Origin of the sequence: Rhizobium sp. WYCCWR10014 (genome assembly GCF_001657485.1) — a bacterium.
Lineage (GTDB): Bacteria > Pseudomonadota > Alphaproteobacteria > Rhizobiales > Rhizobiaceae > Rhizobium.
Window position 1 is genome coordinate 48,321 of record NZ_LXFU01000028.1, and the last position, 20,996, is coordinate 69,316.

The 20,996-nt window shown below is 57.0% G+C and carries 15 protein-coding genes and 10 pseudogenes; 17 read left to right on the forward strand and 8 right to left on the reverse strand.

Annotated elements, in window-relative coordinates; genetic code table 11:
- Nucleotides 1–24: 24 nt before the first annotated feature.
- From A6U98_RS08365 to A6U98_RS08380, 4 genes are all read left to right on the forward strand, one after another.
- Nucleotides 25–774 (forward strand): ParA family protein, encoded by a 750-nt coding sequence (locus tag A6U98_RS08365; protein ID WP_025398135.1) that lies wholly within the window; start codon nucleotides 25–27, stop codon nucleotides 772–774.
- 100 nt (nucleotides 775–874) lie between these two features.
- The gene (locus A6U98_RS08370) at nucleotides 875–1,180 is read left to right on the forward strand and encodes a hypothetical protein (protein WP_245268488.1); all 306 of its coding nucleotides are present in this window, start codon (nucleotides 875–877) and stop codon (nucleotides 1,178–1,180) included.
- 3 nt (nucleotides 1,181–1,183) lie between these two features.
- A complete protein-coding gene (locus tag A6U98_RS08375; protein WP_033182399.1) occupies nucleotides 1,184–1,576 on the forward strand; it encodes a hypothetical protein in 393 nt (130 codons plus the stop codon).
- Nucleotides 1,542–3,563, forward strand: a complete 2,022-nt coding sequence (locus A6U98_RS08380) for a hypothetical protein (RefSeq protein WP_033182398.1) — start codon at nucleotides 1,542–1,544, stop codon at nucleotides 3,561–3,563. Before A6U98_RS08375 ends, A6U98_RS08380 begins: the two co-directional genes overlap by 35 nt.
- On the opposite strand, the gene A6U98_RS08385 is transcribed toward A6U98_RS08380, so the two are convergent.
- Entirely contained in the window at nucleotides 3,560–4,237 is a 678-nt protein-coding gene (locus A6U98_RS08385) for a hypothetical protein (RefSeq protein WP_033182397.1), read from the reverse strand. The two genes, A6U98_RS08380 and A6U98_RS08385, sit on opposite strands and share 4 nt — an antisense overlap.
- A gap of 334 nt (nucleotides 4,238–4,571) precedes the next feature.
- Between A6U98_RS08385 and A6U98_RS08390 the strand changes: the two genes are divergently transcribed.
- The 3 genes from A6U98_RS08390 (at nucleotide 4,572) to A6U98_RS08400 (ending at nucleotide 9,244) form a co-directional block, all read left to right on the forward strand.
- On the forward strand, nucleotides 4,572–6,182 hold the full coding sequence (locus A6U98_RS08390; RefSeq protein WP_033182396.1) for a hypothetical protein: 1,611 nt from the start codon (nucleotides 4,572–4,574) through the stop codon (nucleotides 6,180–6,182).
- Complete coding sequence (locus tag A6U98_RS08395) at nucleotides 6,172–7,209, forward strand: dienelactone hydrolase-related enzyme (protein WP_033182395.1); 1,038 nt, start codon at nucleotides 6,172–6,174, stop codon at nucleotides 7,207–7,209. Before A6U98_RS08390 ends, A6U98_RS08395 begins: the two co-directional genes overlap by 11 nt.
- 1,312 nt (nucleotides 7,210–8,521) lie before the next feature.
- Nucleotides 8,522–9,244, forward strand: coding sequence for a Crp/Fnr family transcriptional regulator (locus tag A6U98_RS08400; protein ID WP_064649224.1), 723 nt, complete (start codon nucleotides 8,522–8,524; stop codon nucleotides 9,242–9,244).
- A 35-nt stretch (nucleotides 9,245–9,279) separates the two neighbouring features.
- Here A6U98_RS08400 and A6U98_RS37525 read toward each other — a convergent pair.
- A pseudogene (locus tag A6U98_RS37525) lies at nucleotides 9,280–9,410 on the reverse strand (L,D-transpeptidase); the annotation flags it as partial.
- 65 nt (nucleotides 9,411–9,475) lie between these two features.
- Between A6U98_RS37525 and A6U98_RS08405 the strand changes: the two are divergent.
- The gene (locus A6U98_RS08405; RefSeq protein WP_064649227.1) at nucleotides 9,476–10,687 is read left to right on the forward strand and encodes an NADP-dependent isocitrate dehydrogenase; all 1,212 of its coding nucleotides are present in this window, start codon (nucleotides 9,476–9,478) and stop codon (nucleotides 10,685–10,687) included.
- 177 nt (nucleotides 10,688–10,864) lie between these two features.
- Here A6U98_RS08405 and A6U98_RS08410 read toward each other — a convergent pair.
- Nucleotides 10,865–11,352, reverse strand: a pseudogene (locus A6U98_RS08410) (IS630 family transposase); the annotation flags it as partial.
- 227 nt (nucleotides 11,353–11,579) lie between these two features.
- Between A6U98_RS08410 and A6U98_RS08415 the strand changes: the two are divergent.
- A complete protein-coding gene (locus A6U98_RS08415) occupies nucleotides 11,580–12,560 on the forward strand; it encodes a LysR family transcriptional regulator (RefSeq protein WP_033181974.1) in 981 nt (326 codons plus the stop codon).
- 116 nt (nucleotides 12,561–12,676) lie between these two features.
- Here the strand turns inward: A6U98_RS08415 and A6U98_RS37530 are convergent.
- A pseudogene (locus A6U98_RS37530) lies at nucleotides 12,677–12,903 on the reverse strand (DDE-type integrase/transposase/recombinase); the annotation flags it as partial.
- Between the two features lie 287 nt (nucleotides 12,904–13,190).
- On the opposite strand from A6U98_RS37530, the gene A6U98_RS35565 reads away from it, so the two are divergent.
- Complete coding sequence (locus A6U98_RS35565; RefSeq protein WP_245304494.1) at nucleotides 13,191–13,628, forward strand: RT0821/Lpp0805 family surface protein; 438 nt, start codon at nucleotides 13,191–13,193, stop codon at nucleotides 13,626–13,628.
- A gap of 158 nt (nucleotides 13,629–13,786) precedes the next feature.
- Nucleotides 13,787–13,914, forward strand: a pseudogene (locus tag A6U98_RS37535) (SOS response-associated peptidase); the annotation flags it as partial.
- Nucleotides 13,915–14,352: 438 nt separating this feature from the next.
- On the opposite strand, the pseudogene A6U98_RS08425 reads toward A6U98_RS37535, so the two are convergent.
- The 3 pseudogenes from A6U98_RS08425 to A6U98_RS08435 form a co-directional block, all read right to left on the reverse strand.
- Nucleotides 14,353–15,036, reverse strand: a pseudogene (locus A6U98_RS08425) (IS6 family transposase).
- A 47-nt stretch (nucleotides 15,037–15,083) separates the two neighbouring features.
- A pseudogene (locus tag A6U98_RS35570) lies at nucleotides 15,084–15,577 on the reverse strand (DDE-type integrase/transposase/recombinase); the annotation flags it as partial.
- Nucleotides 15,578–15,677: 100 nt separating this feature from the next.
- A pseudogene (locus A6U98_RS08435) lies at nucleotides 15,678–16,251 on the reverse strand (integrase core domain-containing protein); the annotation flags it as partial.
- Here A6U98_RS08435 and A6U98_RS37980 point away from each other — a divergent pair.
- The 6 genes and pseudogenes from A6U98_RS37980 to A6U98_RS37550 form a co-directional block, all read left to right on the forward strand.
- Nucleotides 16,132–16,524, forward strand: coding sequence for a reverse transcriptase domain-containing protein (locus tag A6U98_RS37980; protein ID WP_280950210.1), 393 nt, complete (start codon nucleotides 16,132–16,134; stop codon nucleotides 16,522–16,524). The pseudogene A6U98_RS08435 and the gene A6U98_RS37980 sit on opposite strands and share 120 nt — an antisense overlap.
- Before the next feature lie 460 nt (nucleotides 16,525–16,984).
- Nucleotides 16,985–17,272 (forward strand): group II intron maturase-specific domain-containing protein, encoded by a 288-nt coding sequence (locus tag A6U98_RS37545; RefSeq protein ID WP_245304499.1) that lies wholly within the window; start codon nucleotides 16,985–16,987, stop codon nucleotides 17,270–17,272.
- Between the two features lie 103 nt (nucleotides 17,273–17,375).
- Nucleotides 17,376–17,612 (forward strand): annotated as a pseudogene (locus A6U98_RS08445) (DDE-type integrase/transposase/recombinase); the annotation flags it as partial.
- Nucleotides 17,613–17,914: 302 nt separating this feature from the next.
- Complete coding sequence (locus tag A6U98_RS35575) at nucleotides 17,915–18,232, forward strand: BON domain-containing protein (RefSeq protein ID WP_082229787.1); 318 nt, start codon at nucleotides 17,915–17,917, stop codon at nucleotides 18,230–18,232.
- 44 nt (nucleotides 18,233–18,276) lie between these two features.
- Nucleotides 18,277–18,569, forward strand: a pseudogene (locus A6U98_RS08450) (IS6 family transposase); the annotation flags it as partial.
- Nucleotides 18,570–19,167: 598 nt separating this feature from the next.
- Nucleotides 19,168–19,347: pseudogene (locus A6U98_RS37550) on the forward strand (hypothetical protein); the annotation flags it as partial.
- Nucleotides 19,348–19,353: 6 nt separating this feature from the next.
- Here A6U98_RS37550 and A6U98_RS08455 read toward each other — a convergent pair.
- Nucleotides 19,354–20,928 (reverse strand): glycerophosphodiester phosphodiesterase family protein, encoded by a 1,575-nt coding sequence (locus A6U98_RS08455; RefSeq protein WP_082229786.1) that lies wholly within the window; start codon nucleotides 20,926–20,928, stop codon nucleotides 19,354–19,356.
- Nucleotides 20,929–20,996: the final 68 nt, after the last annotated feature.

The following is a 20,996-nucleotide window of genomic DNA, read 5'->3' on the forward strand; positions in this document are numbered from 1 at the left end:
TTGTTGCAAAGGGCGAGGAATTCAATGGCAGCCAAACCACTTTCGCTTGCTATCTCGACGTTCAAAGGCGGTGCGGGAAAGTCGACGCTGAATGTCAATCTTGCAGCGGAATTCGCGCAACAGGGACACAGAACGCTGCTCATCGATTGCGATGAGCAGGAGTCGTCGACACGCTGGTACAATGTCTCGATGAAGCGCGGCTTGCTTCCGACCGACGGCACGTTGCTGCACCTGCGAGTGGCGCCCGGAGATCAGTTTCGGGACCGGTTGGCCGACGCGCCCGAGGCGGATATTCGGATCTATGACGTTGGCGGCTATGTCCATCAACGCGCGATCGAGGTCTATCACGAGTGCGACGCCGTTCTCATTCCGATTATTCCGGAACCGACCGCCGCGACGTCAGCGATCAAGGTCGCAACCATTTTGAAAGAGATATCCAAAAAACGGCCCCAGGGACCGATCCCTTACGCGGCGATCTGGAATTATGTCGACATGATCGCTCTCAAACATAACAGGTCGCTTCCGGAAGTCCATGCGATCCTGACGAGCGGCAGGATTCCCATGGTGGAGACCGTCATCCGCAAGAGCAATCATTTCAGCGATGTCGGGGCAGGCTTCGGCTCGCTCTATTCCAAGCTGGCCAGCATTGAGAACAACCCATCGTTGACCCCATCGGCCAAGCGCCGGGCAAGCGAGAGCGTGCTCGATGCGATCGATCTCGTCAAGAAGATCAACAACGAATTCATCGGCCTCCTGCAGGCGGAGGCGGCTTAGAGAGATGGCGGGGGAAAGAACACCGGCCGGCAACATTCTAGCCCTTGCCCGATCGAGAGAGGATCAGGCCAAGGAGGTGGAGGAAACTGCAACCTCCTATATGCCGACCAATATCGACCTTGAAATGCTAATGCCCGATGAGGCTCCTGAAGAGCAGGATGAGCGCGTCACGCCGAGCGTCAGTTCACCGGAAATACGCACTCCGGACAAAAAACGACGCCGTGAGCGACTGGCCTCCAAGGGCGCCACAGCGGCAGGCGAAGCCACGAAACGCAAGCGTATCTCGCTATATCTCGATGACGACGTGCTGACGAAGATCTTCCAAGTTTCGTTGGAGCGTCACGAGCAACTGTCCTCCGCGACGCACCGGCTGATTGTCGAGGCTCTGAAGGCGAGGGGGCTGTAGTCGATGCGCGAACCGGCCATCATGTTCCGGCTGCCTGCTCAGGTCTTAATCAACCTCGACGCCCTTGCCCGCAGGCTCGATGTCTCCGTCAACATCGTCGCCAAGCTCATTGTCACCAGGGAGATCATGCACATTCCGGCGATGCTCGAGGAGCACGACCGGCAGCTGGCAAACATGCACCAGTTTTTACGAGATCTCGCCTTCCGGAACGAGGAGTTCCTCTCGGAGGAGAGTGTGCATGCCGAAAGTACCAAAGCGATCGCGCATCAGCTCGAAGAAGTCATGAGCGCTCTTGATGCCATCCGCGACGCTGGCTTCATCCGGCCGTCCACATTTATCGCCGATCTGATCAGGAGCCACGATGAACGACCTGTCCAGAAGTCGCTCCGCATCTAAACCCGGAAGTCGTCGGCTGCCGAGCTATTTCGATCTCATCGAAGACGAGCTGCGGCGCCGCGGGGGCGGTGGCGGTGGATCGGCGAAGCGGTCGACGTTTACGAATTCCGGCTTGCCCTCCGCCAAGCATCCCGGAGCTGCTTCGGCGTTCAGCCGTGCGGCCGGCAACAATGCGGTCGTCGTCAAGGTCTTGTCTTACGGGGCCGGCGCGAGTTCGGCCCGCAACGTCCTCGCCTACCAAAGCAAGGAAGAGAAAGCGCGCGACCAGGACGGTCGCGAGGTCACCGATCTCAGTGCCGCCGTCCGGTCCTGGGAGAGGGAGTTTGGCAACCGGAAAGGCAGCCAGGACATTCTCCGTCTGACCTACGAGCTTGAAAAAGCCAACCGCGAGCACTTAGGGCGCGCTCTCGCTTCGCTGGCGGAGGATGGATTCCGTCAGCCGGGCGACGGCGATCGAACCTATGCCTTCAGCGTCAGCGAGGGTGTGAAGGGGCAGACCCGTCTGCAATTTGCTCTGGTAATTGCACACGAGAAGAAGGACAGGTCGGATCGAAGCAGCGCCAATCGTATTCCTGCAGAAATCGATGATGTCCGCGCGATCGATGAGCGACTCGACAAGGTATTGCGCGGCGCCGGTATTACTCCGGTTTCGCGCTATCCCGCTGAATTCTCCTCCGGGCCCAAAGGCCTGACCGCCACCCTACATGCGATGCAACGGGCAGGGGCGGAGGTAACGCTGTCGACGAAAACACACCTTAGAGACCGCCCTGGCAAGAGCGGCCGTTACGAGCGCGGCGGAGAACGGCGCGAAGTCACGACCAAAGACCACAAGGAATTGACGGCCGAGGGCAAGGTCGTCGGTGCTCTCATGCAGACCCGCCAGCCGCGGGACTTCATGCACCTGTTGCTCTCGGGGCCGGCCAACGTTGATCGCGACCGGTTCATCCTGGCAGGCCGAGATTTCCTGAGGGAGCAGTTTGAGGGCCACCGCTACTCCTATGCCGTCCATAATCGCAATGATCTTGAACAGCATCCGCACCTGCATGTCATCGTTGCGCTGCGCAACGCGAGCGGAAAGATGCTCAACCCCAATATCCGCGACTTCGCCGAATGGCGGGTCCGTTTTGCTGACAAGGCGCGGGAGCGCGGCATCCCGATCGATCGGCAGAAGCGCCTCGAACGTGCTGGCCCGCCGCCCGTCAAACGATGGGAGTGGGAAATGTTTCGCCGGATGGGAGCAACGGCGCCGTCGAACGTCGTCGAAAAGGTAATGTCCAAGCTCCGCGACACGCCGACGGCGCCGAAGCGTGAGGAGGCCAGGACGCGGTTCGACCAGAGCCGGCGTTCGGTCGGGCACGTCATTCGCATGCTGGATGGTATTGCCAAGGACCGCGGTGCACCGAGCACCGCACGAGAACTCAGCCAGGATCTGTCCATCGGGCTTCGGCGCGAATATGGGCGGCTTAAAACAGCGGTCCGCGAAGGCCGTGATCCCACACGAGAGAAAGGCGAGGACCACATGCTGCGATCCACACCCATTAGTGCCGCGCAAGCAAAGGCGGCGAAGGAAACGCTGGCGAACACCGCGCTCACGGTTGCCGCGAAGATTGCCAATCCATCTGATCGGCTAATCTTCGAGCAGGCGACGAAGATCATCGGCAAAGTCGTCGGGCTGCAGCTCGACTCACGCGTTGACAAGAATCGAGACCGAACGGAGTCTGGCAGGGATAAGCGGAGTTCGGACAGCCTCGAAACCAAGTCGGGTGCCGGTCGCGATCATATTGCGGAGCAGGGCGTGGTTAATAGGAGTTCGAACAACCGTTCTCTCGACGCATCGCGCATCGCCCGGTCTAATGCGGAGCATGACGCGCCGGAAACAGATCGTTCGAATCGGGAGCGCCCGAAACCCCGGCAGCAGGATCGCGACATACCAAAATCGATCAAGCTTCGCCCGCCTCAGGAGAAGGACAGGGACCGCACCCGCTAACCCTGCGAACCGCGCTGTTGGACACAGTTAAGCTCTCCAGCGATGGACCAGCCCAACGTCGCCTGGATCTCGGCGCGGAGTCGCTGGACCTCCGTGGCTTCAGGCGAAGACAAATTGGGGGCATGCTTTCGGGCCCAACTCTGAGCGGTTCCCTCGCTTCGGTTGCTGAAGTAGTCGATTACCGAGACACCCGCATCGTTGGCAGCGAGGCTACCAGCGGTCGAGCTGCCGATGAATACGGTTTCCTTCTTGCCGATCCCATACCGCTCCATAACTTGGAAGATCGCTCCGGCGCCAGCCTCCTGTTGCCGATCCGCCTCGCGCTGAAGGCCGGTTCCGCTTGCATGTGGGACATCACTCCATGTCACCCAGAAATCCGGCAGGGCACATCTGATGCTCAGTAATGCGTCAAGCAGTTCGGTCAGGGTTGCGAATTCTGATCCTCCATAGGCATCCGCGTCCATTCCACGCTCGTCCGAAATAAAGCCGAAACGAGCATCGAGGTGTCGCAGATGCCTTAACATTTCAACGAATTCTTCGTTGATATCTCCGAGCATGTAATCCCCGGAGGGACTAGTCTTTCTCAGGAGGGTGCCATCTCTCTCGAAAATGACGAGGCCGTTTGAACCGATACTCCTAAAGATCCTGTCTGCATATTTTGCATGATTATTCATTGGCTAAATTCCAAACCTTGAAGCCAGCTTCGCCATCACACGACTTCGAAATGATGCGCAGCTTCCTCTTGGGACAAGTCGGTCGCGATTGTCGTCATTACCCGGTTATGGGATGGGAAACGGTGAGGTATCTCCGGCGTTCGTACAAGCGAGCGGCAAAATGGCTTCCTCCTCTCACTCGCCGCTCATCTGTTCTGAAATCAACATCCCAACTTCAAAGTTTTGCTCCTGATAGTAGAATCGCTATGGAGTTGCGTGTAGTTGCGATACCCGTTAATCGGGCACAGACGCACGAAATATACCGAAACCAAACGAAACCAGAGCCGGTAAGCCATTGCCAAAGAATGGAAAGTTATTTCTCTCTCCGCCGAAGGACGGAAGTGATTTCAAAGAACTCTTCAAACAATTGACCGCGGCGGGAGCGGGCCGGCCGTTGGGAAGTGATGGCTTTCCCGCAGGCCCATGGACGCCCGAACTTCTCGCTGAGGCGATTTCACAGATCGATTCCAACCGGACTGGGGTCGATCTGCGAACGGTCCAGCTTTGGTTTCAAGAAAATGAGAAGGGTATCAGCACGACCAATATTCGTTGGCTGGCGAGAGTCTTCGGGTGTGATGATCCGGTAGCAACAAGCGAATGGCAAATGGAGCTAAGTGCGGCGCAATCTCGCTTGACGGCGAAGAGGCGAGGTTTGAAGAAAGCGGGAAGCAGCCCTGCGGCAGAGGTTCCAAATCTGGCATTGAATGTCGTCGATGAGGAGATGGAGTCGCCGGGGAAGCTGGAAAGGGATACTGAGGCTAATCAGCCGAGCCGACGTTTTAATTTGGCGAGGAGGTCGGAGGCGCTATTTAGCCGCGGATCTACCTTAGATCTACCTGCGTCGGTGTTTGCGGGTGCCACCGCCCTTGGGTTTCTCTCGTATATTGTGGGGATCCACAACGCGACTTACAATCGGGCGGATGGTCTCGTCAAACAGGTAGGTTTCCTCTGGGCACCCAATTGGACGTTCCTCTTTATGGTGTTCTTGCCACTGTTTTTTGCGTTCGTCATAGAGTTGCTGTTGTTTTGGAAGAATGAAGGGCGCTTACGGATTGTCGCGGCGGGCAATCGTGTGGAAAGCGACGACGCTTGGGCCCGCAACGTAGATGCTTCTTCGTATACATATTGGGCGGTCTTTATAGTCTGCGTGTTGTTCGCCGGTCTGTTTCAGTGGATCGGTGTGTGCTTGATCCCGTTGGTAAAAGGCGGTGGCAACTATGCGATAGATTGGGGCAAGTTAGCGCTCGTGCGGCCCGAAGTCATATCGGTGCCGATGGAGATTGTATTCACGGCGTTCGCTTATCTCTACATGTGCTTGTGCTTCTATCTCTTCTTCGTAGGTCTCATTTTGCTTCATACGATGATTAATGACCTTTGGAAAATCGGAGGAGCATCGAGGAGCCAGCCGCGAATTGATTATCAATACCATGTCCATGAAATCGGCTTACGGGTGATGCGCGGAATTTTTCGGTGCACTGTTTTAGGTCTTCTGATCGCCGTATGCATGAAGGCCCAAAGCTCCTACTTGGCGTCGAATGGAAAGAACATCGTGGCTTGGCTGCTTGCCGATATGTCGTCAGCTTTGTATGAGGGCAAAGACATGGGCAAAGGATTCAGCTACAGGATGCCGACCCACTACAGCAGCCTTCTTATCGCTATCTCGACGATTATCGTTTTTCTTTACGGTTCTATCCGTCTAGGTGCCGGAAGCCGATTTCATTTTCCCATGTGGAAGATGTCAGCGGCAGTAGGGTTACTTTTTACCAGCTACCTGCTGATCGACGCATTTACAGGCTTTTCGATCCTTCTGTGCCTTGCAGTGCTGCTCGCGATGTACGGCCTCATTGATCCAGAGCTTGGGCGATGGAGAGCGAGCGACTGGGGAAGCAATCAGAATGTATCATAGTTGGCTTGATCGTTGGGATGAGCGGCGGGCAAGGCGCGGTGAGGAATCCAAGGAAATAACCGATTTCGTCCTTGATGCCAACCTCGCCTTCCCACGCGCCAAGAACATAGGAAGTATCGGCGAGTTTTGTGTCCTCGCGGACCAGGCCGCGGCTGATCCAGCCTTTTTCGATGAACCGAGCGGGGACGATCAGCATTTTCAACGGCAAGACGGGTGGATCAAATTTCCGTCGGACATGTCCACTGACATCGAAGAGAACAATGTAGTCTGGGCAAAAATCACAGAAAGCGGGTCCTTCGAGCAGGCGTTGATGATTTTTCATCACTGGAATGCAAGTGCACGCAATCGTCAGATCGCCAACTTTTTCTCACAGCGTGGAATCACGGTTGTCGAGATCGCTATGCCTTATCATTTCGAGCGCAGCCGCTCCGGGTCCGTGCACGCCGATTTTATGCTTAGCCCTAATCTCGGTCGAACCATCCAGTCTGTACGGCAGGCGGTATGGGACGGGCGAAAACTCATTCGTTGGTTGAAAAGCGAAGGCTATCGAGAGATTTCTGTTCTTGGTATGAGCTTAGGTTCCTGGGTCGCAGGCTTAATCGCTGCGCACGACTTGGCTGTGTCAAAAGCCTCGTTGTTTCTTACAGCGGGAAGTCTCGCGGATATGGTTTGGACAGGGCGCGCGACACGGTCGATACGTGAAAGCCTTGAACCCGTTATTGAGCTGATCGATCTCAGAAGGGCGTGGGGTCCGCTTAATCTAGAGAATTACGCGCACAATTTGGCAAGACCCGATCTCGAACTTCACGTTGTGTTGGCTAAGAGGGACAAGGTTGTTCTGCCAGAGATATCACAGGGGTTCATGCAGATGCTGAAGGCCGCCGGAGCTCGGCCAAACATTTTGGAATTAAACTGTGGTCACTATTCGCTCGGTATGCCGCCTTACATTTTGTTGGCTGGTTTGAGCCTGAAACGGTTTCTGTCGTTCCGCCAGGCTCAGGGCTCAGTGAACAAACCCAGAAGATGACCGTTGTTGCGATCCAGATTTCCGAGAAGAGGATTTCCACACGATACTGACCTCGCTCGGTTCCATGCGGAAATCAACAATGTTGGGGGGCCGGCGCTCTTTCCTATCAACAAGGGGTACCGGTGGGGACGGTGCGGTGTTCGTTCCGACAGTCGGCTCGCGGGAGAGGCATGACTATGGCGTGATGGTATAACGTATCGCATAGGCATATTTGTGGAACTTTGCTGAGGATCGCAACTCATCAGAGCGGGCACATCGCCACTTTGACATCTCGTGAAAGTTCCGCGGACTTAGGACAGTTCTGATGGTTCCAATCTGGATGGAAAGCGTCATCGGTGATGTGGAGTTTTGCGATCTGGGCATTGGAGACCTTGACCCCTTTGTGGTAGGTGCGGGTGTCAGGCCTATTCGGCCTTGAGGCCGGTCTTTGCCGTGGTGGCACCGATCAGTTCGACCGCGGCCAAGCGATTTCGAGCCGGCGACACCGCCGGTTCTGAGTAATATGGCCGAACAGACGGTGCTCGATCTTGTTTCACTTCGAGGTACGGGCGGATAATGGGTGGACGTGAAGGATCAAGGCGGTCTCGTCTCACACTTTCGGCAATTCCAACTTCGGGAGCCTGACGCGCGCGCGGTTTGAGCCGCCGCAATCGGCCGTGACGGTCTGTTCACGTACCTTGGGATAGAGCGCTCTCGTCCCATGCGATTGAGCCAGCACCGGATCGACTGAACGGCGAACATCTTGACGCGGGTCGGCGTACATTTCGGGCGATAGTCGTTGCCGACATTCTTGTAGTTGCCCACCAGTTCCTTGTTCTTGGTGTCGGCGAACGTCACCGTCCTTGGTCAGATCGCCGAAGCCCAACTGTTGACCCGGCCAAGCTTATGACGAAATCACGATATCCGGCAAGTCCCGACACAACGTCAATTGGGTTCGGACCGCACCAGCTACGCGTACCGAGTTGTCAACGGAAACCAGCTAGAGAATATAAGGCGACCCAGCTGAAGGAACCCGAAATGCCTTTCGACCTCAAACGTTCGCCGTTGCGAGCGACCATCGTGCAATTTGGAAAATGCTCGTGCGCAAAGACGTCCACGGCCTCGCGTCGAGGCAGCCGCTTCCAACAAGCCATGGCAGGGAAACTTTGATCTGGATCAAAGCGCGGTCCCGGCGAAATTGATAATCATCAAGCCGTGCCGGAGAAACAGGATAGCCGAACCCTCAATCGCGGCGTAATCGTCTAGGGTATGGCCAGCATGCCCGGCATGCGCAGCTACGCCCGGCACATGTGGGTTTCGAAGGGATCAGGATATGGACGTCGCACATAGTGGGGTTCTCGAGGTTGGCATCCCCGTCGCCTGCCGTTCCTGCCAGGCGCGGCACGGCGTCGTCTGCGGCGTACTGTCGAGCGGTCAGTTGAAGGACCTTGGCCGCCACTCACTGCGCCGCAAGGTCGATGCTGGCTGCGAGATCATCGCACAAGGGTCGGAAAGCTCTTTCTATTCGAACATCATGCGCGGGGTCGTGAAGCTCTGCAAGGTGATGCCGGACGGGCGCCAGCAGATCGTCGGTCTGCAATTCGCTCCCGATTTCGTCGGCAGGCCTTACGTGCGCGAAAGCACGCTGTCGGCCGAGGCTGCGACCGATGCCGAAATCTGCGTCTTCCCGCGCAACCTAATCGACCGCATGATATCGGAGACGCCGGAACTGCAGCGCAGCCTGCACGATCAGGCGCTGAAGGAGCTGGATGCCGCGCGCGAATGGATGCTGACGCTCGGCCGGCGCACCGCCGAGGAGAAGGTCGCAAGCCTGCTCGACCTCATCGCCACCCATGCCGAACCGCAAACGGCAACAAGCACCGCCTTCGACCTGCCGCTATCCCGCGCCGAGATCGCCGATTTCCTCGGGCTGACGATCGAAACCGTCAGCCGTCAGATGACCAGACTGCGCAAGAGCCGCATCATCCGCATCGAGAACTTCCGACATATTGTCGTTCCCGACATGGATGAGCTGGAGCGAATGATTGGCGCATAAATGGGATCTGCCAACATCGGGGCGCTGAGCCGAGATCAGCGCGTGATCACGACGCGAGTCTTAGCGAGGCCAGCCCGTGGCGCCAGAGAGAAGAACTGGGTGACATTCTCGAAGTGCAGGCGAACGCACCATGCAAGGCCGGCCGGCCCAAGCGCTTCAGGCTATAGCGCTCCTCATCACATCACCCACTCGGGACGCCGGTCCCCATTGAAGCTCGAACGAGGCAGATACATGAAGAAGATCAAGGTCGCCAATCCCGTCGCCGATCTCGACGGCGATGAAATGACGCGCATTATCTGGCAGCTTATCAAGGACAAGCTGATCCATCCGTATCTCGACCTCGACATCGATTATTTCGACCTCTCCGTCGAAAACCGCGACGCCACCAACGACCAGGTCACCGTCGACGCCGCCAACGCCATCAAGAAATACGGCGTCGGCATCAAGTGCGCGACGATCACGCCAGACGAAGACCGCGTCAAGGAATTCAATCTCAAGCAGATGTGGAAGAGCCCGAACGGCACGATCCGCAACATTCTCGGCGGCGTCATCTTCCGCGAACCGATCATCTGCAAGAATGTGCCGCGCCTGGTTCCCGGCTGGACCAAGCCGATCGTTGTCGGCCGCCATGCCTTCGGCGACCAGTACCGTGCCACCGACTTCCGCTTCCCCGGCAAGGGCAAGCTGACGATCAAGTTCGTCGGCGAAGACGGCACGGTTATCGAGAAGGACGTCTTCGACGCCCCCGGCTCCGGCGTTGCCATGGCGATGTACAATCTCGACGAGTCGATCCGCGAATTCGCCCGCGCTTCGATGATGTACGGCCTGATGCGCAAATGGCCAGTTTACCTGTCGACCAAGAACACCATTCTCAAGGCCTATGACGGTCGCTTCAAGGATATCTTCGAAGAGGTGTACCAGACCGAATTCAAGGATCAGTTCAAGGAAGCCGGCATCACCTACGAACACCGCCTGATCGACGACATGGTCGCATCGGCGCTTAAATGGTCTGGCGGCTACGTCTGGGCATGCAAGAACTATGACGGCGACGTCCAGTCCGATACCGTTGCCCAGGGCTTCGGCTCTCTCGGCCTGATGACCTCGGTACTGCTCACGCCGGACGGTAAGACGGTCGAAGCCGAAGCTGCCCACGGCACGGTGACGCGCCACTATCGCCAGCACCAGAAGGGCCAGGAAACCTCGACGAACTCGATCGCCTCGATCTTCGCCTGGACGCGTGGCCTGGCGCACCGCGCCAAGCTCGACGACAATGCCGAGCTCGCCAAATTCGCTTCGACTCTGGAAAAGGTCTGCGCCGACACCGTCGAATCCGGCTTCATGACCAAGGACTTGGCGCGGCTCATCGGCCACGACCAGCCGTGGCTCTCGACCACCGTCTTCCTCGAGAAGATCGACCAGAACCTGCAGAAGGCCATGGCGTAGGCCGGCTTATCCAATATAACATGGAAGCGGCGGGAGATTCCACACATTCAGAGTGCTGACAAAACCCCTGGCCTTGGCTGGGGGTTTATTATTTCAGTGGGACATGTTTAAGAAACTCCCGCCGCAGCAGACGGCTCTCGAGGCACGTGGCTGAAACGTCACTAGAGCGGGATTGTTTTAGGTCTGTTCATATCCGGCTTCCTTGAAGTAGTTTTGGCACTCTTTCGGCGAGACGGTTTGAAGGGTTTCTGCCAGCGCGTCGTCGATGGCCTGTCGGGTTCGGGCCTGCGCCTTGCGCAACCCATGCTTGATCTTGGAAAAAAGAGCTTTTCGATCGGATTGAGATCAGGGGAATACTGCGGCAGGAGGAACAATCGAGCGTCGACCTTGCGGATGGCGACGCGGATCGTTCTGGCCTTATGCGAGCCGAGATTGTCCATGACGACGATGTCGCCGGGGTTGAGCTCCGGTACCAGCACCTTCTCGACATAGATCAGGAAGCGTTTGCCATTGATCGAGCCGTCAATGATCCACGGTGCGCTGACGCGGTCGGCTCGCAAGGCAGCGACAAAGGTCATGGTATTCCAGTGACCGAAGGGCGCATGGCCCAACAGCCGTTCGCCACGCGGCGCCCAGCCCCTGAGCGGCGTCATATTCGTCTTCGTCCCGTTCGGCGGGTACATGACTTCATCGAGGTGTCAGACAGAGAGGCCGCGCAAGCTTGACTTGTGGTTGATGGCATACCATAATACGAGAAGATAAGGTGTACCGGCGGTCAAGTCCGCGGTTATCCAGTGGAGACAGTTCTCATTGAAGGCGTCACATTCGCCTCCACACTCGTTAGGAGGGAGATCGTGCCCCGATATTGATGGGACCATCAAGGTGTGGTGGAATGCGTTTTAAGGGCCTGGACCTAAATCTTCTCGTCGCTCTCAATGCTTTGATGACCGAGCGGAAGCTCACGGCAGCAGCGCGCAGCATCAACCTTAGTCAGCCAGCCATGAGCGCAGCCATCGCTAGGTTGCGCGCCTACTTCAATGACGAGCTGTTTGTGATGCAGCAGCGTAGACTTGTCCCGACCCCGCGAGCCGAGGCGCTCGCCCCTGCAGTTCGCGAAGCTCTACTGCAGATTCAGCTCTCTGTCATTGCGTGGGATCCATTAGTCCCAGCGGAATCTAACCGGCGCTTCAGAATCGTACTGTCCGATTTCATGACGCTCGTATTCTTCGAAAAGGTGATAAAGCGCGTAGCGCGCGAGGCACCCGGCGTCAGTTTTGAATTGCTTCACATCAATGATGATCCGGACGAGCGTCTGCGCAGTGGAGATTTGGATTTTTTGATTTTTCCAGATCAGTTCATGTCAGCCGCTCATCCCAGTGCGAAGCTATTTGAGGAGAAGCTCGTATGCGTCGGCTGCCCTAACAATCAGCAGCTGCGCGGGAAGCTTTCCCTCGAGCGATTCATGTCGCTGGGACACGTCGCGGCCATGTTTGGACGTACTTTGAAGCCATCCATTGAACAATGGCTGTTGCTAGAGCACGGTTTTAAGCGGCGTATCGAAATCGTGGTCCAGGGCTTTAACGCGATCCCGATGCTACTTCAGGGGACGAATCGGATAGCAACCCTTCCCTTGCGGCTCGTCAGACATTTCGAACCCACCATCCGCCTCCAGATCGTCGATCATCCGCTGCCTTCCCTCTGGTTCACGGAGGCTGTGCAGTGGCCCTTGCTTCACAATTCCGACCCCGGAAGCATCTGGATGCGCGAGATAATGTTCCAGGAGGCTTCGCGCATGGAGGCCCCGGCGGAAAGCTCGGCAGACATCGACACGCCTATGTTTGACAGCGTCGCTGCCGAATGGTGTGCGGCTTGAGCCTGAAGATGCGGATACGCAGTTTTGTTAGCGGTGCTCGAAACCCGGGACGTTACTATGTTCCAGCTGGGTGAAGATCTGCTTATCTGCTGATCCGTTCGTGGATGGAAACGAAAACGCTGAAGCTGTCGCGATACTTTGTAGCGCTTCATGATCCTCTCCCGTCGTCGGATGGGTTGATGAGGATTCTCCGCAATATTATTCAGTCGGTTGTGAGAACGATGATTGAGGCCTAGTATGCTCTCTCGTTTCGCCGCACCATAGGACGTAGCTTGTCGGTGATCACTACACGGGGCGGACGGTCTTGTGATTTCAGGAGCTTGCGCATCAAGCGCTTTGCCGCCCGGTTCTTCCGAAGTGGTGGGCCCTTGTCCTAAGAGACAGTATGCTAGCATTCAGAGGTCCGCTACTTCAACCGAAATGCTGGCGAAAACTCGTCGGTCACTCTGCCCCACACCGACCCCGTTTAAGGATCGCCAGGACTCCTCACGGAGTAATGGCGGTAGCCATTGGCGCACCGCCACCGATTACCTGAAGATGGGGCAATTTGCGAGCCAGCCTATTGTGTCTTTGAGAATTTGAAGCACTATTGTTCGAGATTTTCGTCGTTGTCCGCGAAATGAGCAGTCAATGGCGCCCGCATCTGGTCACAATATGATGTCATCTGCAGCCTCCGAAAGGATGGTTTATCACTCAATGCTTTCAAAACTGATCCAGATTGCCATCGTGTTCCCTGCGCTGGTGCTTACCGCTTGCTCAAACACCGAACCGCTCCAGACGTCCACAGGTGCTCCGGTTGCTGCGGCGGCAGTTCCGATCACTGACCAAACGGTGATCGCCGAAACCGTGGGACGGGCGACGATCGGTTCTGATCCGCTAGCGTGGGCCAACCCGTCAACTGGCAGCGCCGGGGTGATCGAGCAGGTCCGGCCGGGTACAAACAATCCAAATGGATGCCGCGACTTCGTCACAAGCAAGCAAAGTCTCGAGGGCGTGACTCGGTTCAATGGTGTCGCTTGTCCATCAGATGGATCTTGGAAGATAAACGGCTCGTCTGGCTTGCATTAGGAACCAAGTTCGGGGATCAGCGATTGCTCTTGAACTTAATCTCCTTCGCGGAACTCAATCAGAATTTGGGCCTGTCGCAAATTTTCTGGTTAACCGCATGTCGCCCATCGGTAGAGATTTTCGGCTGCGAATGTTGGGGAGCACAGACTGCCCTGTGCTCGCTCGAGAAGGCGGCGAATGCGAAAGCCGAGAAACTTGTAACCAAGGGCAAGCCACTCGATCTCGAAGAGCTGATCCGCACCGGGGCCGCGGTAAGACCAACATGCCAGAACTCAATTTTCCGCACAGCCTAATTGAGCGACTGAGCTGAGAGCTTGATCGTCTCGGAACGAGAAAGCCTGCCGCGGGAGGAGGTGCGGCAGGCTTTTCTAATTGAACAGCGGCTGGGGGAGGAGTCCGCTGTTCCGTCAAGCGCCCCTTGGGAGGAGGAATAGGTTCACCTGGGACACGAAGCTTGGCGAGGAAGAGGCGCATCGCTTCAATGGTCAGAAGATAGCAGGACGCCGCCCCAACGCCAGCGCTCAGATCGCAGTGCAGGCATGCGGTTGCTGCAATGCAATATAATCACTTTATAAGTGACCTTGGTGACCTGTTCGGTTTTGGCTGGATCTGCGCCAGCGAGCCCGCCTCTTTGGAAAACTGCTCGGAGACCTTCCGTGCGCGAACGAAGGGTTTTGTCGCAAAATTTTAAAAAGGCCGCAGAAGCGGCCATCGCTGGACACAGTTATGCAGCGAGTGCGGCGAATTGCTGAAATGCCGATCGGCCACTGGTTGAAATTGGCGCTTGCGGATCATGTGAGCCACCTCGATACCATCCAGTGTTGCTGACGCAGACTGAAGGATTTGAAGCCCTTCAGGGGGCGGGTAAGCTTCTTGATAAACCGGTGGTCCTGCTCAATCGTGTTGTTGAGGTTTTTGACCTGCCGGATCTCGATCAGCCAGAACCATCCATACAACAACAGGAGCAGCCTGTTGATGTTTTGCAATCCTGCCAGGTTCGCGCCGCTCTTGTCGATACGACCTTTTCGGGCCAGCCATTGTTCTTAATCGTGCGGGCGAAGAAAGCGCTGGCCGCGGCCTCATCGCAGTACTCGGACAAGCATGAAATCAAGGGTTTTGCAGAATTTGTCGACAGCCCGATAGAAATAGGTCCACTTGCCTTTGACCTGGATATAGGTCTCGTCCATCCGCCAGGAGCTGCTGGTTGCGGATTTGCGCCCGCTGGGCCTGGCAGGCAATCAGGGGCGAATATTTCACGACCCATCTGTTCAGCGTCGCGTGGTCAACGGTAACGCCGCGCTCGGCCATAATCTCTTCCAGATCAGGATAGAAGACCGTATACCTCACGTAGAAATACCGCGCATAAAATCACGTCTTTCGGGTAATGACTGCCTTTGAAATCAACCATGATCGGCAAACTCAATCTGCCTGCTCATCTTCAACCCGGATCTACGCCTACCATACTGGTTGCAAACTCGGTGAAAAGTTTTGCGACAGAGCCGCGGTCACGGCTTTCCACTGCGCCATGGCGCGGATGCGATGAATATGGGTGGCTAGGGCTGAGTGTCGCCGGTGCGGCGCGACGAAAAGATTTCGGACTGCTGAAAAGACCGAGATGAAACGCTGCAAACCTCCGACGGATCGAAAGCCCTGCATCATTCGCTCTCGTTTTCGAAGCGGCACGTGAGAATTCTCTGCGCGATTGTTAAGGCCCTTGTGCGATCGATGTTCGACGGCGGGCATCACGTCCCGTTTTGCCGCTCCGTATGAGCGCAGTTTGTCGGTGATGATGCGCTTCGGTGACAGGCCTGCTTCTTCAGCAGCCTGACCAGCAATCTCTTGGCAGCCTTGGTATCGCGGCGGGTCTGGACGATCTCATCGAGAACGCAAACGTTCTGGTCAACGGCGCGCCACAGCCAATGTTTTTGACCGCCGATGGAAATCACCAAGCGAGTGGCGCGGGGGAGTTTCACCCCACGCTCTCTCAGAACCGGACGTGATACTCTCGCATCATCCGGCTCCCATTGTTCGGCCGTATACGGCTTTGCTCTATCCACGAGGATCTCCCCCTTGTAAACCAGTGTCCGCCCCTGCGCCGGCTGGTCGGGGTTGCAGGGCGCTGGGGCGGACAAGCCGCTTGGTCTTCTTGTCGATGATGCCGAGCGGATGGGCATGGAAGCGTAGCGTCCAGATGCCCGCTTCACTCTCCTCGATCACCACGATCTCGCCGGCCAGCGCTGCTGCGACATAGACGAGGTCGCCGTTCCATTTGATCTCGCCATTGGAGCGCACCCGGCGCACCGCCGCCTCGGCCGGATAGGTCCGGTTCAGGCAGGCGGTCGGGCGGGGGCCGCAGTGACGATCGGTAATGATCAGCAGGCACGTCCATAGCGAGTGCCTCGTGTGGACGCTCGGCGTTGTAATTCTGGCGAAATGCGTCAAAGACCGCCTGCTGCGCGGCATGGTCGACCTCCGGCGCCATGGCCAGCGGCAGCATCGTCGGATGGAAGCGTTCGTGGCGGCCGTTCTGCTGCGGTTTGCCCGGCTGGATGCGCTCCAGGCCGATGCCGAGCTTGATGAACCGCACAGCAAGCGTCGTCAGCCCGGTGACGCCGATCGCCGAAGGGTCAGAACCAACCAAGGAGCGGCTGGTGTTGATGGCCAGACGCATCTGGAACCGACGGTGGAGCCTGAATTCCATCCGGATTCCTATGGGTATCGGCCCGGCAAATCGGCACTCGATGCGATCAGCGTGGCACGGCAGCGATGCTGGCGTTACAACTGGGTTCTTGATCTCGATATCAAGACTTTCTTTGATAGCATCGAACCGGACCTGCTGATGCGGGCTGTGCGCAAGCACACCGATTGCCCGCGGGTGCTTTTATACATCGAATGATGGCTGAAAGCGCCGGTGCAGATGCCGGACGGAGATCTCGTCGCCAGAGAACGAGGAACGCCACAGGGCGGAGTAATCAGCCCCTCTTGGCAAACCTCTTTCTTCACTATGCGTTTGATATGTGGATGTGTCGGAATTTCCCGGACATTCCGTTTGAGCGGTATGCTGACGACGCGATCTGTCATTGTCGGACCGAGGACCAGGCGATGGCTCTTCAGGGAACTCTGGACGCGCGTTTTACTGACTGCGGGCTGACGCTTCCTCCCGACAAGGCTAAAATCGTCTACTGCAGGAATGAAAGTCGGCGAGGTACTCACCCGGTCTATAAGTTCGACTTTCTCGACTACACTTTCCGGCCGAGACTTGTGAGCAAGAAGGCCGGGGGCATGGGTATTTATTCGGTCATGCGGCCAGTCCGACATCGCTCAAGGCGATACGGGGCACGATCCGTAGTTGGTCCTTGCACCTTCGCAATGACAAGGCTCTCGATGATCTGGCAGGGATGTTCAACTCGTACATCCGCGGCTGGATCAATTACTATGGTCGGTTCTGTCCTTCAGCTCTCCAATCTACGCTCTGGAGTGTCGAGCAATACCTGGCTCGATGGGCTTCGGGGAAGTACAAGTCCTTGCGTAGGCATAAACGGCGACCCCGACATTGGCTTTTGCGCATCGCGCAACGCCAACCTCGACCGTTCGCCCATTGGCCCCTGCTTCATGGATACGGCCGAACAATGGGAGCCGGATGATGCGAGAGTATCACGTCCGGTTCTGGGAGAGCGTGGGAGTGAAACTCCCCGCGCCACTCGCCTCGTGGTGCGCATCGACGGTCAGAAATGCTGGTTGCTGACGCGACTTCTGAAGAAGCAGCGCATGCCGCCAAAGCGTATGATCACCGACAAATTGCGCTCCTACGGGGCGGCCACACGCCAGGTCATGCCGAACGTTGAACACCGCTCGCATAAAGGCTTGAACAACCGGGCGGAGAACTCTCACTTGCCGTTGAGAAAACGGGAGCAAACGCGACAGGGTTTCCGGTCGGTTGGCTCATTGCAAGATTTCGTGTCGATCTTCTCCGCCGTCCGAAACTCTATCGACGCCAGGCAATGGCCGCGTGGCAAGCCGAGAGTGCCCGGCCTGCCTGAAAAGCGCAGGCTCGGTCTCACGTGACCACATTCAAACAACGTGACAACGCCGTCCGCACGGGCCTTGACTCGCCTGCCATTCAAAAAATGTGACAGCGCCGGCACCGCACCTCGCGCCGCTCAATCATCTTCGACCGTGGGACCGCCGCGGAGATTGGCTTGCGGCGTGGCCGCCAGTTGATCTGCATCAACGCCGCAACGGCAAACCAGACATAGGATCTCGCCGTCGCAACGGAGCAAGAGTCTATGCCCGCAAACACCGTCATTCCTATCGGCGACGACGCCCTTTCCACTGCAGTTAGAATGCGCTTGGAACTGGAACTCGGACTGACGTACGATGTCGTGAAGGTGACGGTTCTCAATGGCGAGGTGACCTTGCGCGGAAGAATGGCGTGTCCGTCGAAAAGGGAAGCAGCGAAGGTCACCGCGGAGAGCGTGCGCGGCGTGCGCAGAGTACTCAGCGACATTTCGACGGCATATTACATGGCCGGAAGCCCAGCTGATCGTTCCAAGGAAGGCTGCGCATGGGCCTGTCGCAAATTTTGGCGCTCAACGGTATGTTGACCATGGGAAGAGAGATGCCGCTCCGAAAGTTGAGGGGCGAGCCTATGATTCTGAATGCTATTGACGAAAAGTTGAAGCGGCAATCGAAGGATGATTTCAATGGCCGGCATTTCGAGGCATGGCCGATGTGCAGGCGGTTGCCTGGTATTTGGGTTATCCACTCAGCTATCGGGATCTTAAGGAGATGTTCCGGGAACGTGGCTTCGAGGTCGATCATAGCAACGTCAACCGTTGGGTTCTGGCCTAGGCGCCGATGATCGAAAAGCGGCTTCGCCAGTTCCGGCGGCCGCATTTCGGCTCTGTCCGGATTGACGAGACCTACGTCAAGATCCGCGGCAACTGGCCGCCGCAGACAACGCTCTGCTTTCCTCCGACGACGGCAATATCGTCGTTTTCGCCGGACTCGGCCTCGCCAACATCAAGGCCCAGGAATTTGTCTATGAAGACAACGCAAGCTCAGCCAGCTGAATTGGGAAAGCAAGGGGATGAGCCTTTTCACTTTGGTGTTGACGCCCAGATTGACAACGACTGGAGCTTGAAGGGTCGGCACCGGCGGCAACGGTCACCTGGTTGACTACGACTGGGATAGTTGCGAGTCATCATGACTGGAGCGACCGCTCAATCCATCCCTTACCGAACTCGATCACTATGTCGCCGGAGTGACCCAGTTGAACCGGATCATCTACGGAAACGAGACCAGCAGTATCGCGGTCGGCGCCCGGTGTCCACTATGCCGACATCAAGTGGACCGCCTATGTCGGGTCCGGCATCTATTCGTCCGCGGGTTGCTTTCGAAACAACCCCTGGAAGGATCCAGAATGGGAAAGAGGCACCAGCTATCAGCGACAGATTCCGATTGACTTCCTCAGCCTGAGGCGACGAACACGTCCTCGGCGATCTTACGATCAGCGGCGGCCTTTCGCAAGGCCAAAACTGCACCGACGCGTTGGGCCGCCGAGCTTCTGGTGAAGAAGCCGTACAATGTCGTCGCTGTTGCTTTGGCGAACAAGATGGCGCGGATCGTCTGTGCATCGGCAAGGCGCCTTCGCTGTCATCGCCGCTGGCCGTCGCATCCCAAGGCGCGGCCAGCAACTCGGCCACATCCAGTTCAGTAGGTGTGGCTATCGATCAGACGCCGGCGTGGACTTTCTCATCCAGCTTGGCTTGCCAATGATATCCTTCGGTGCGTCGATTATGGATGCCGGGTTGTAGTGTGCATCGATCGGAAAAGAGTAGTCCGCATGATTGCCTTCGGTGATAAAGCCAGCGGCATAGAGCGTCTCCAGATAAGGATTGTCGGCCACCAGCACGTCGGCGTAGGGCTCAAGCGCGCCGAAAGTGGCACGGAAATCCATGTCGGGACGTCCGGGCAGGGTGATCGGCACGCCCTGATGGCTGTAGTAAAACTTCTGACCGTTCACGGAGAAGGCTTCGGAGATATAGGACATCGTGAGAGGCGTGTTGGCGAATGTTTCACCCGCTGCCCGGAATGTCTTGGTCACCTGGTTCATCTCGTCGAAGGTAGCGGTTCCCTTGAGGCGGGAGATTTGCACCATGGTCAGGTCGCCCAGCTTGTCGAAGGAGGTCAGCCAATCGCTAGCCTGGGTCACTGAATCGCCTTCGATGTGAGAAGACTGGACCTCTTCGACTGTGCCGAGAACCGGGATCAGGTTGAGCTTGTTGTCCGGTTGGACGGCGACATTGGCCTGCTCCAGCGCATCAAGTACATTGGTGGTCTTCTTGTCCCATTTGGCAATGACGCGATCGGTAGTGGGCACATAGGTCGAATAGATCTTGATGCCGAGGCGGCTCCGTACGTCAGCATTCTCAGGCGCCGAGAGCATCTTGATTGCTGCGATCGTCGACCCTTCGTCCTTGGGGTCAATGAGGACGTTGAACTCGTCGCCGTTTCTTTTTTTCTCACGAATGTAATCGATGATACTCTGCAGGTCCTCCATTTTTTGCGGATTGCCGTTGTGGTCAAGTGCCAGCGTGCGGTTACTAGTGATGGGATTCCATATCGAGAGGTTCATGTTCTTGATTTCCTCGGTAGAGACATCCGAAATCAGGCAATTGTTCGGATCGCCGGTAACCCGCCCGAGTGTTGTGTCGTGCATCATCCAGGCATGGCCGTTCTTATCAGCGCGAAGATCGAGTTCGACACCATGGAAACCGTACTTGAACGCATTGGCGGCGGCTGAAATGGTGTTTTCGAGAATGCCCTCGGAATTATCGAACATGCCGCGGTGGGGTAGTATTTGCTTTCGATGTGGATCGATGCCGCGGGTCTTGGTCTCGAGTCCGGTCAGGAAGAGATCCTTGCCGTAGCCGGCGCTTTCAATTTCGTCTTCTGCGTCGCCGAGAGCGGGGCCGTCCAGACCGAAGTCGGATTTCCAATCGGCCTTGTTGCCGGCCGCCAACCACTCGGTGATGGTCTGGTTGACGGTGCCGTCGACTGGATCATCCGGATCATTGGAGCCAAATTTTGCCGTCGTCTCGCAGCGGGTGGAAATCGATAATGCGACGGGCTCGTCGCCCGGCTGCACCGGGCCGTTTTGGGTTTGCAGGCCAGCCTTCGCCCCTTCCCATGCGATGGCATTGGTGGCACTGTCAACAATGATTGAACTCTCGCTTTGCGCGCCAACCAACGTTGAGGCGAGAACCATGCTCATAATGGACGCTATTAGATCTGTCATGTTGTCTGACTTTCCTTCATTTCATCCGTTGCGTTTCGTGCCACACGAAGCCGGAGGTGCGGTCGGGA

Coding starts and splice junctions, on each gene's coding strand:
- A6U98_RS08365 (WP_025398135.1), top strand. CDS start 25: ATGGCAGCCAAACCACTTTCGCTTGCTATCTCGACGTTCAAAGGCGGT.
- A6U98_RS08370 (WP_245268488.1), top strand. CDS start 875: ATGCCGACCAATATCGACCTTGAAATGCTAATGCCCGATGAGGCTCCT.
- A6U98_RS08375 (WP_033182399.1), top strand. CDS start 1,184: ATGCGCGAACCGGCCATCATGTTCCGGCTGCCTGCTCAGGTCTTAATC.
- A6U98_RS08380 (WP_033182398.1), top strand. CDS start 1,542: ATGAACGACCTGTCCAGAAGTCGCTCCGCATCTAAACCCGGAAGTCGT.
- A6U98_RS08385 (WP_033182397.1), bottom strand. CDS start 4,237: ATGAATAATCATGCAAAATATGCAGACAGGATCTTTAGGAGTATCGGT.
- A6U98_RS08395 (WP_033182395.1), top strand. CDS start 6,172: ATGTATCATAGTTGGCTTGATCGTTGGGATGAGCGGCGGGCAAGGCGC.
- A6U98_RS08400 (WP_064649224.1), top strand. CDS start 8,522: ATGGACGTCGCACATAGTGGGGTTCTCGAGGTTGGCATCCCCGTCGCC.
- A6U98_RS08405 (WP_064649227.1), top strand. CDS start 9,476: ATGAAGAAGATCAAGGTCGCCAATCCCGTCGCCGATCTCGACGGCGAT.
- A6U98_RS08415 (WP_033181974.1), top strand. CDS start 11,580: ATGCGTTTTAAGGGCCTGGACCTAAATCTTCTCGTCGCTCTCAATGCT.
- A6U98_RS35565 (WP_245304494.1), top strand. CDS start 13,191: ATGGCGCCCGCATCTGGTCACAATATGATGTCATCTGCAGCCTCCGAA.
- A6U98_RS37980 (WP_280950210.1), top strand. CDS start 16,132: ATGGAAGCGTTCGTGGCGGCCGTTCTGCTGCGGTTTGCCCGGCTGGAT.
- A6U98_RS35575 (WP_082229787.1), top strand. CDS start 17,915: ATGCCCGCAAACACCGTCATTCCTATCGGCGACGACGCCCTTTCCACT.
- A6U98_RS08455 (WP_082229786.1), bottom strand. CDS start 20,928: ATGACAGATCTAATAGCGTCCATTATGAGCATGGTTCTCGCCTCAACG.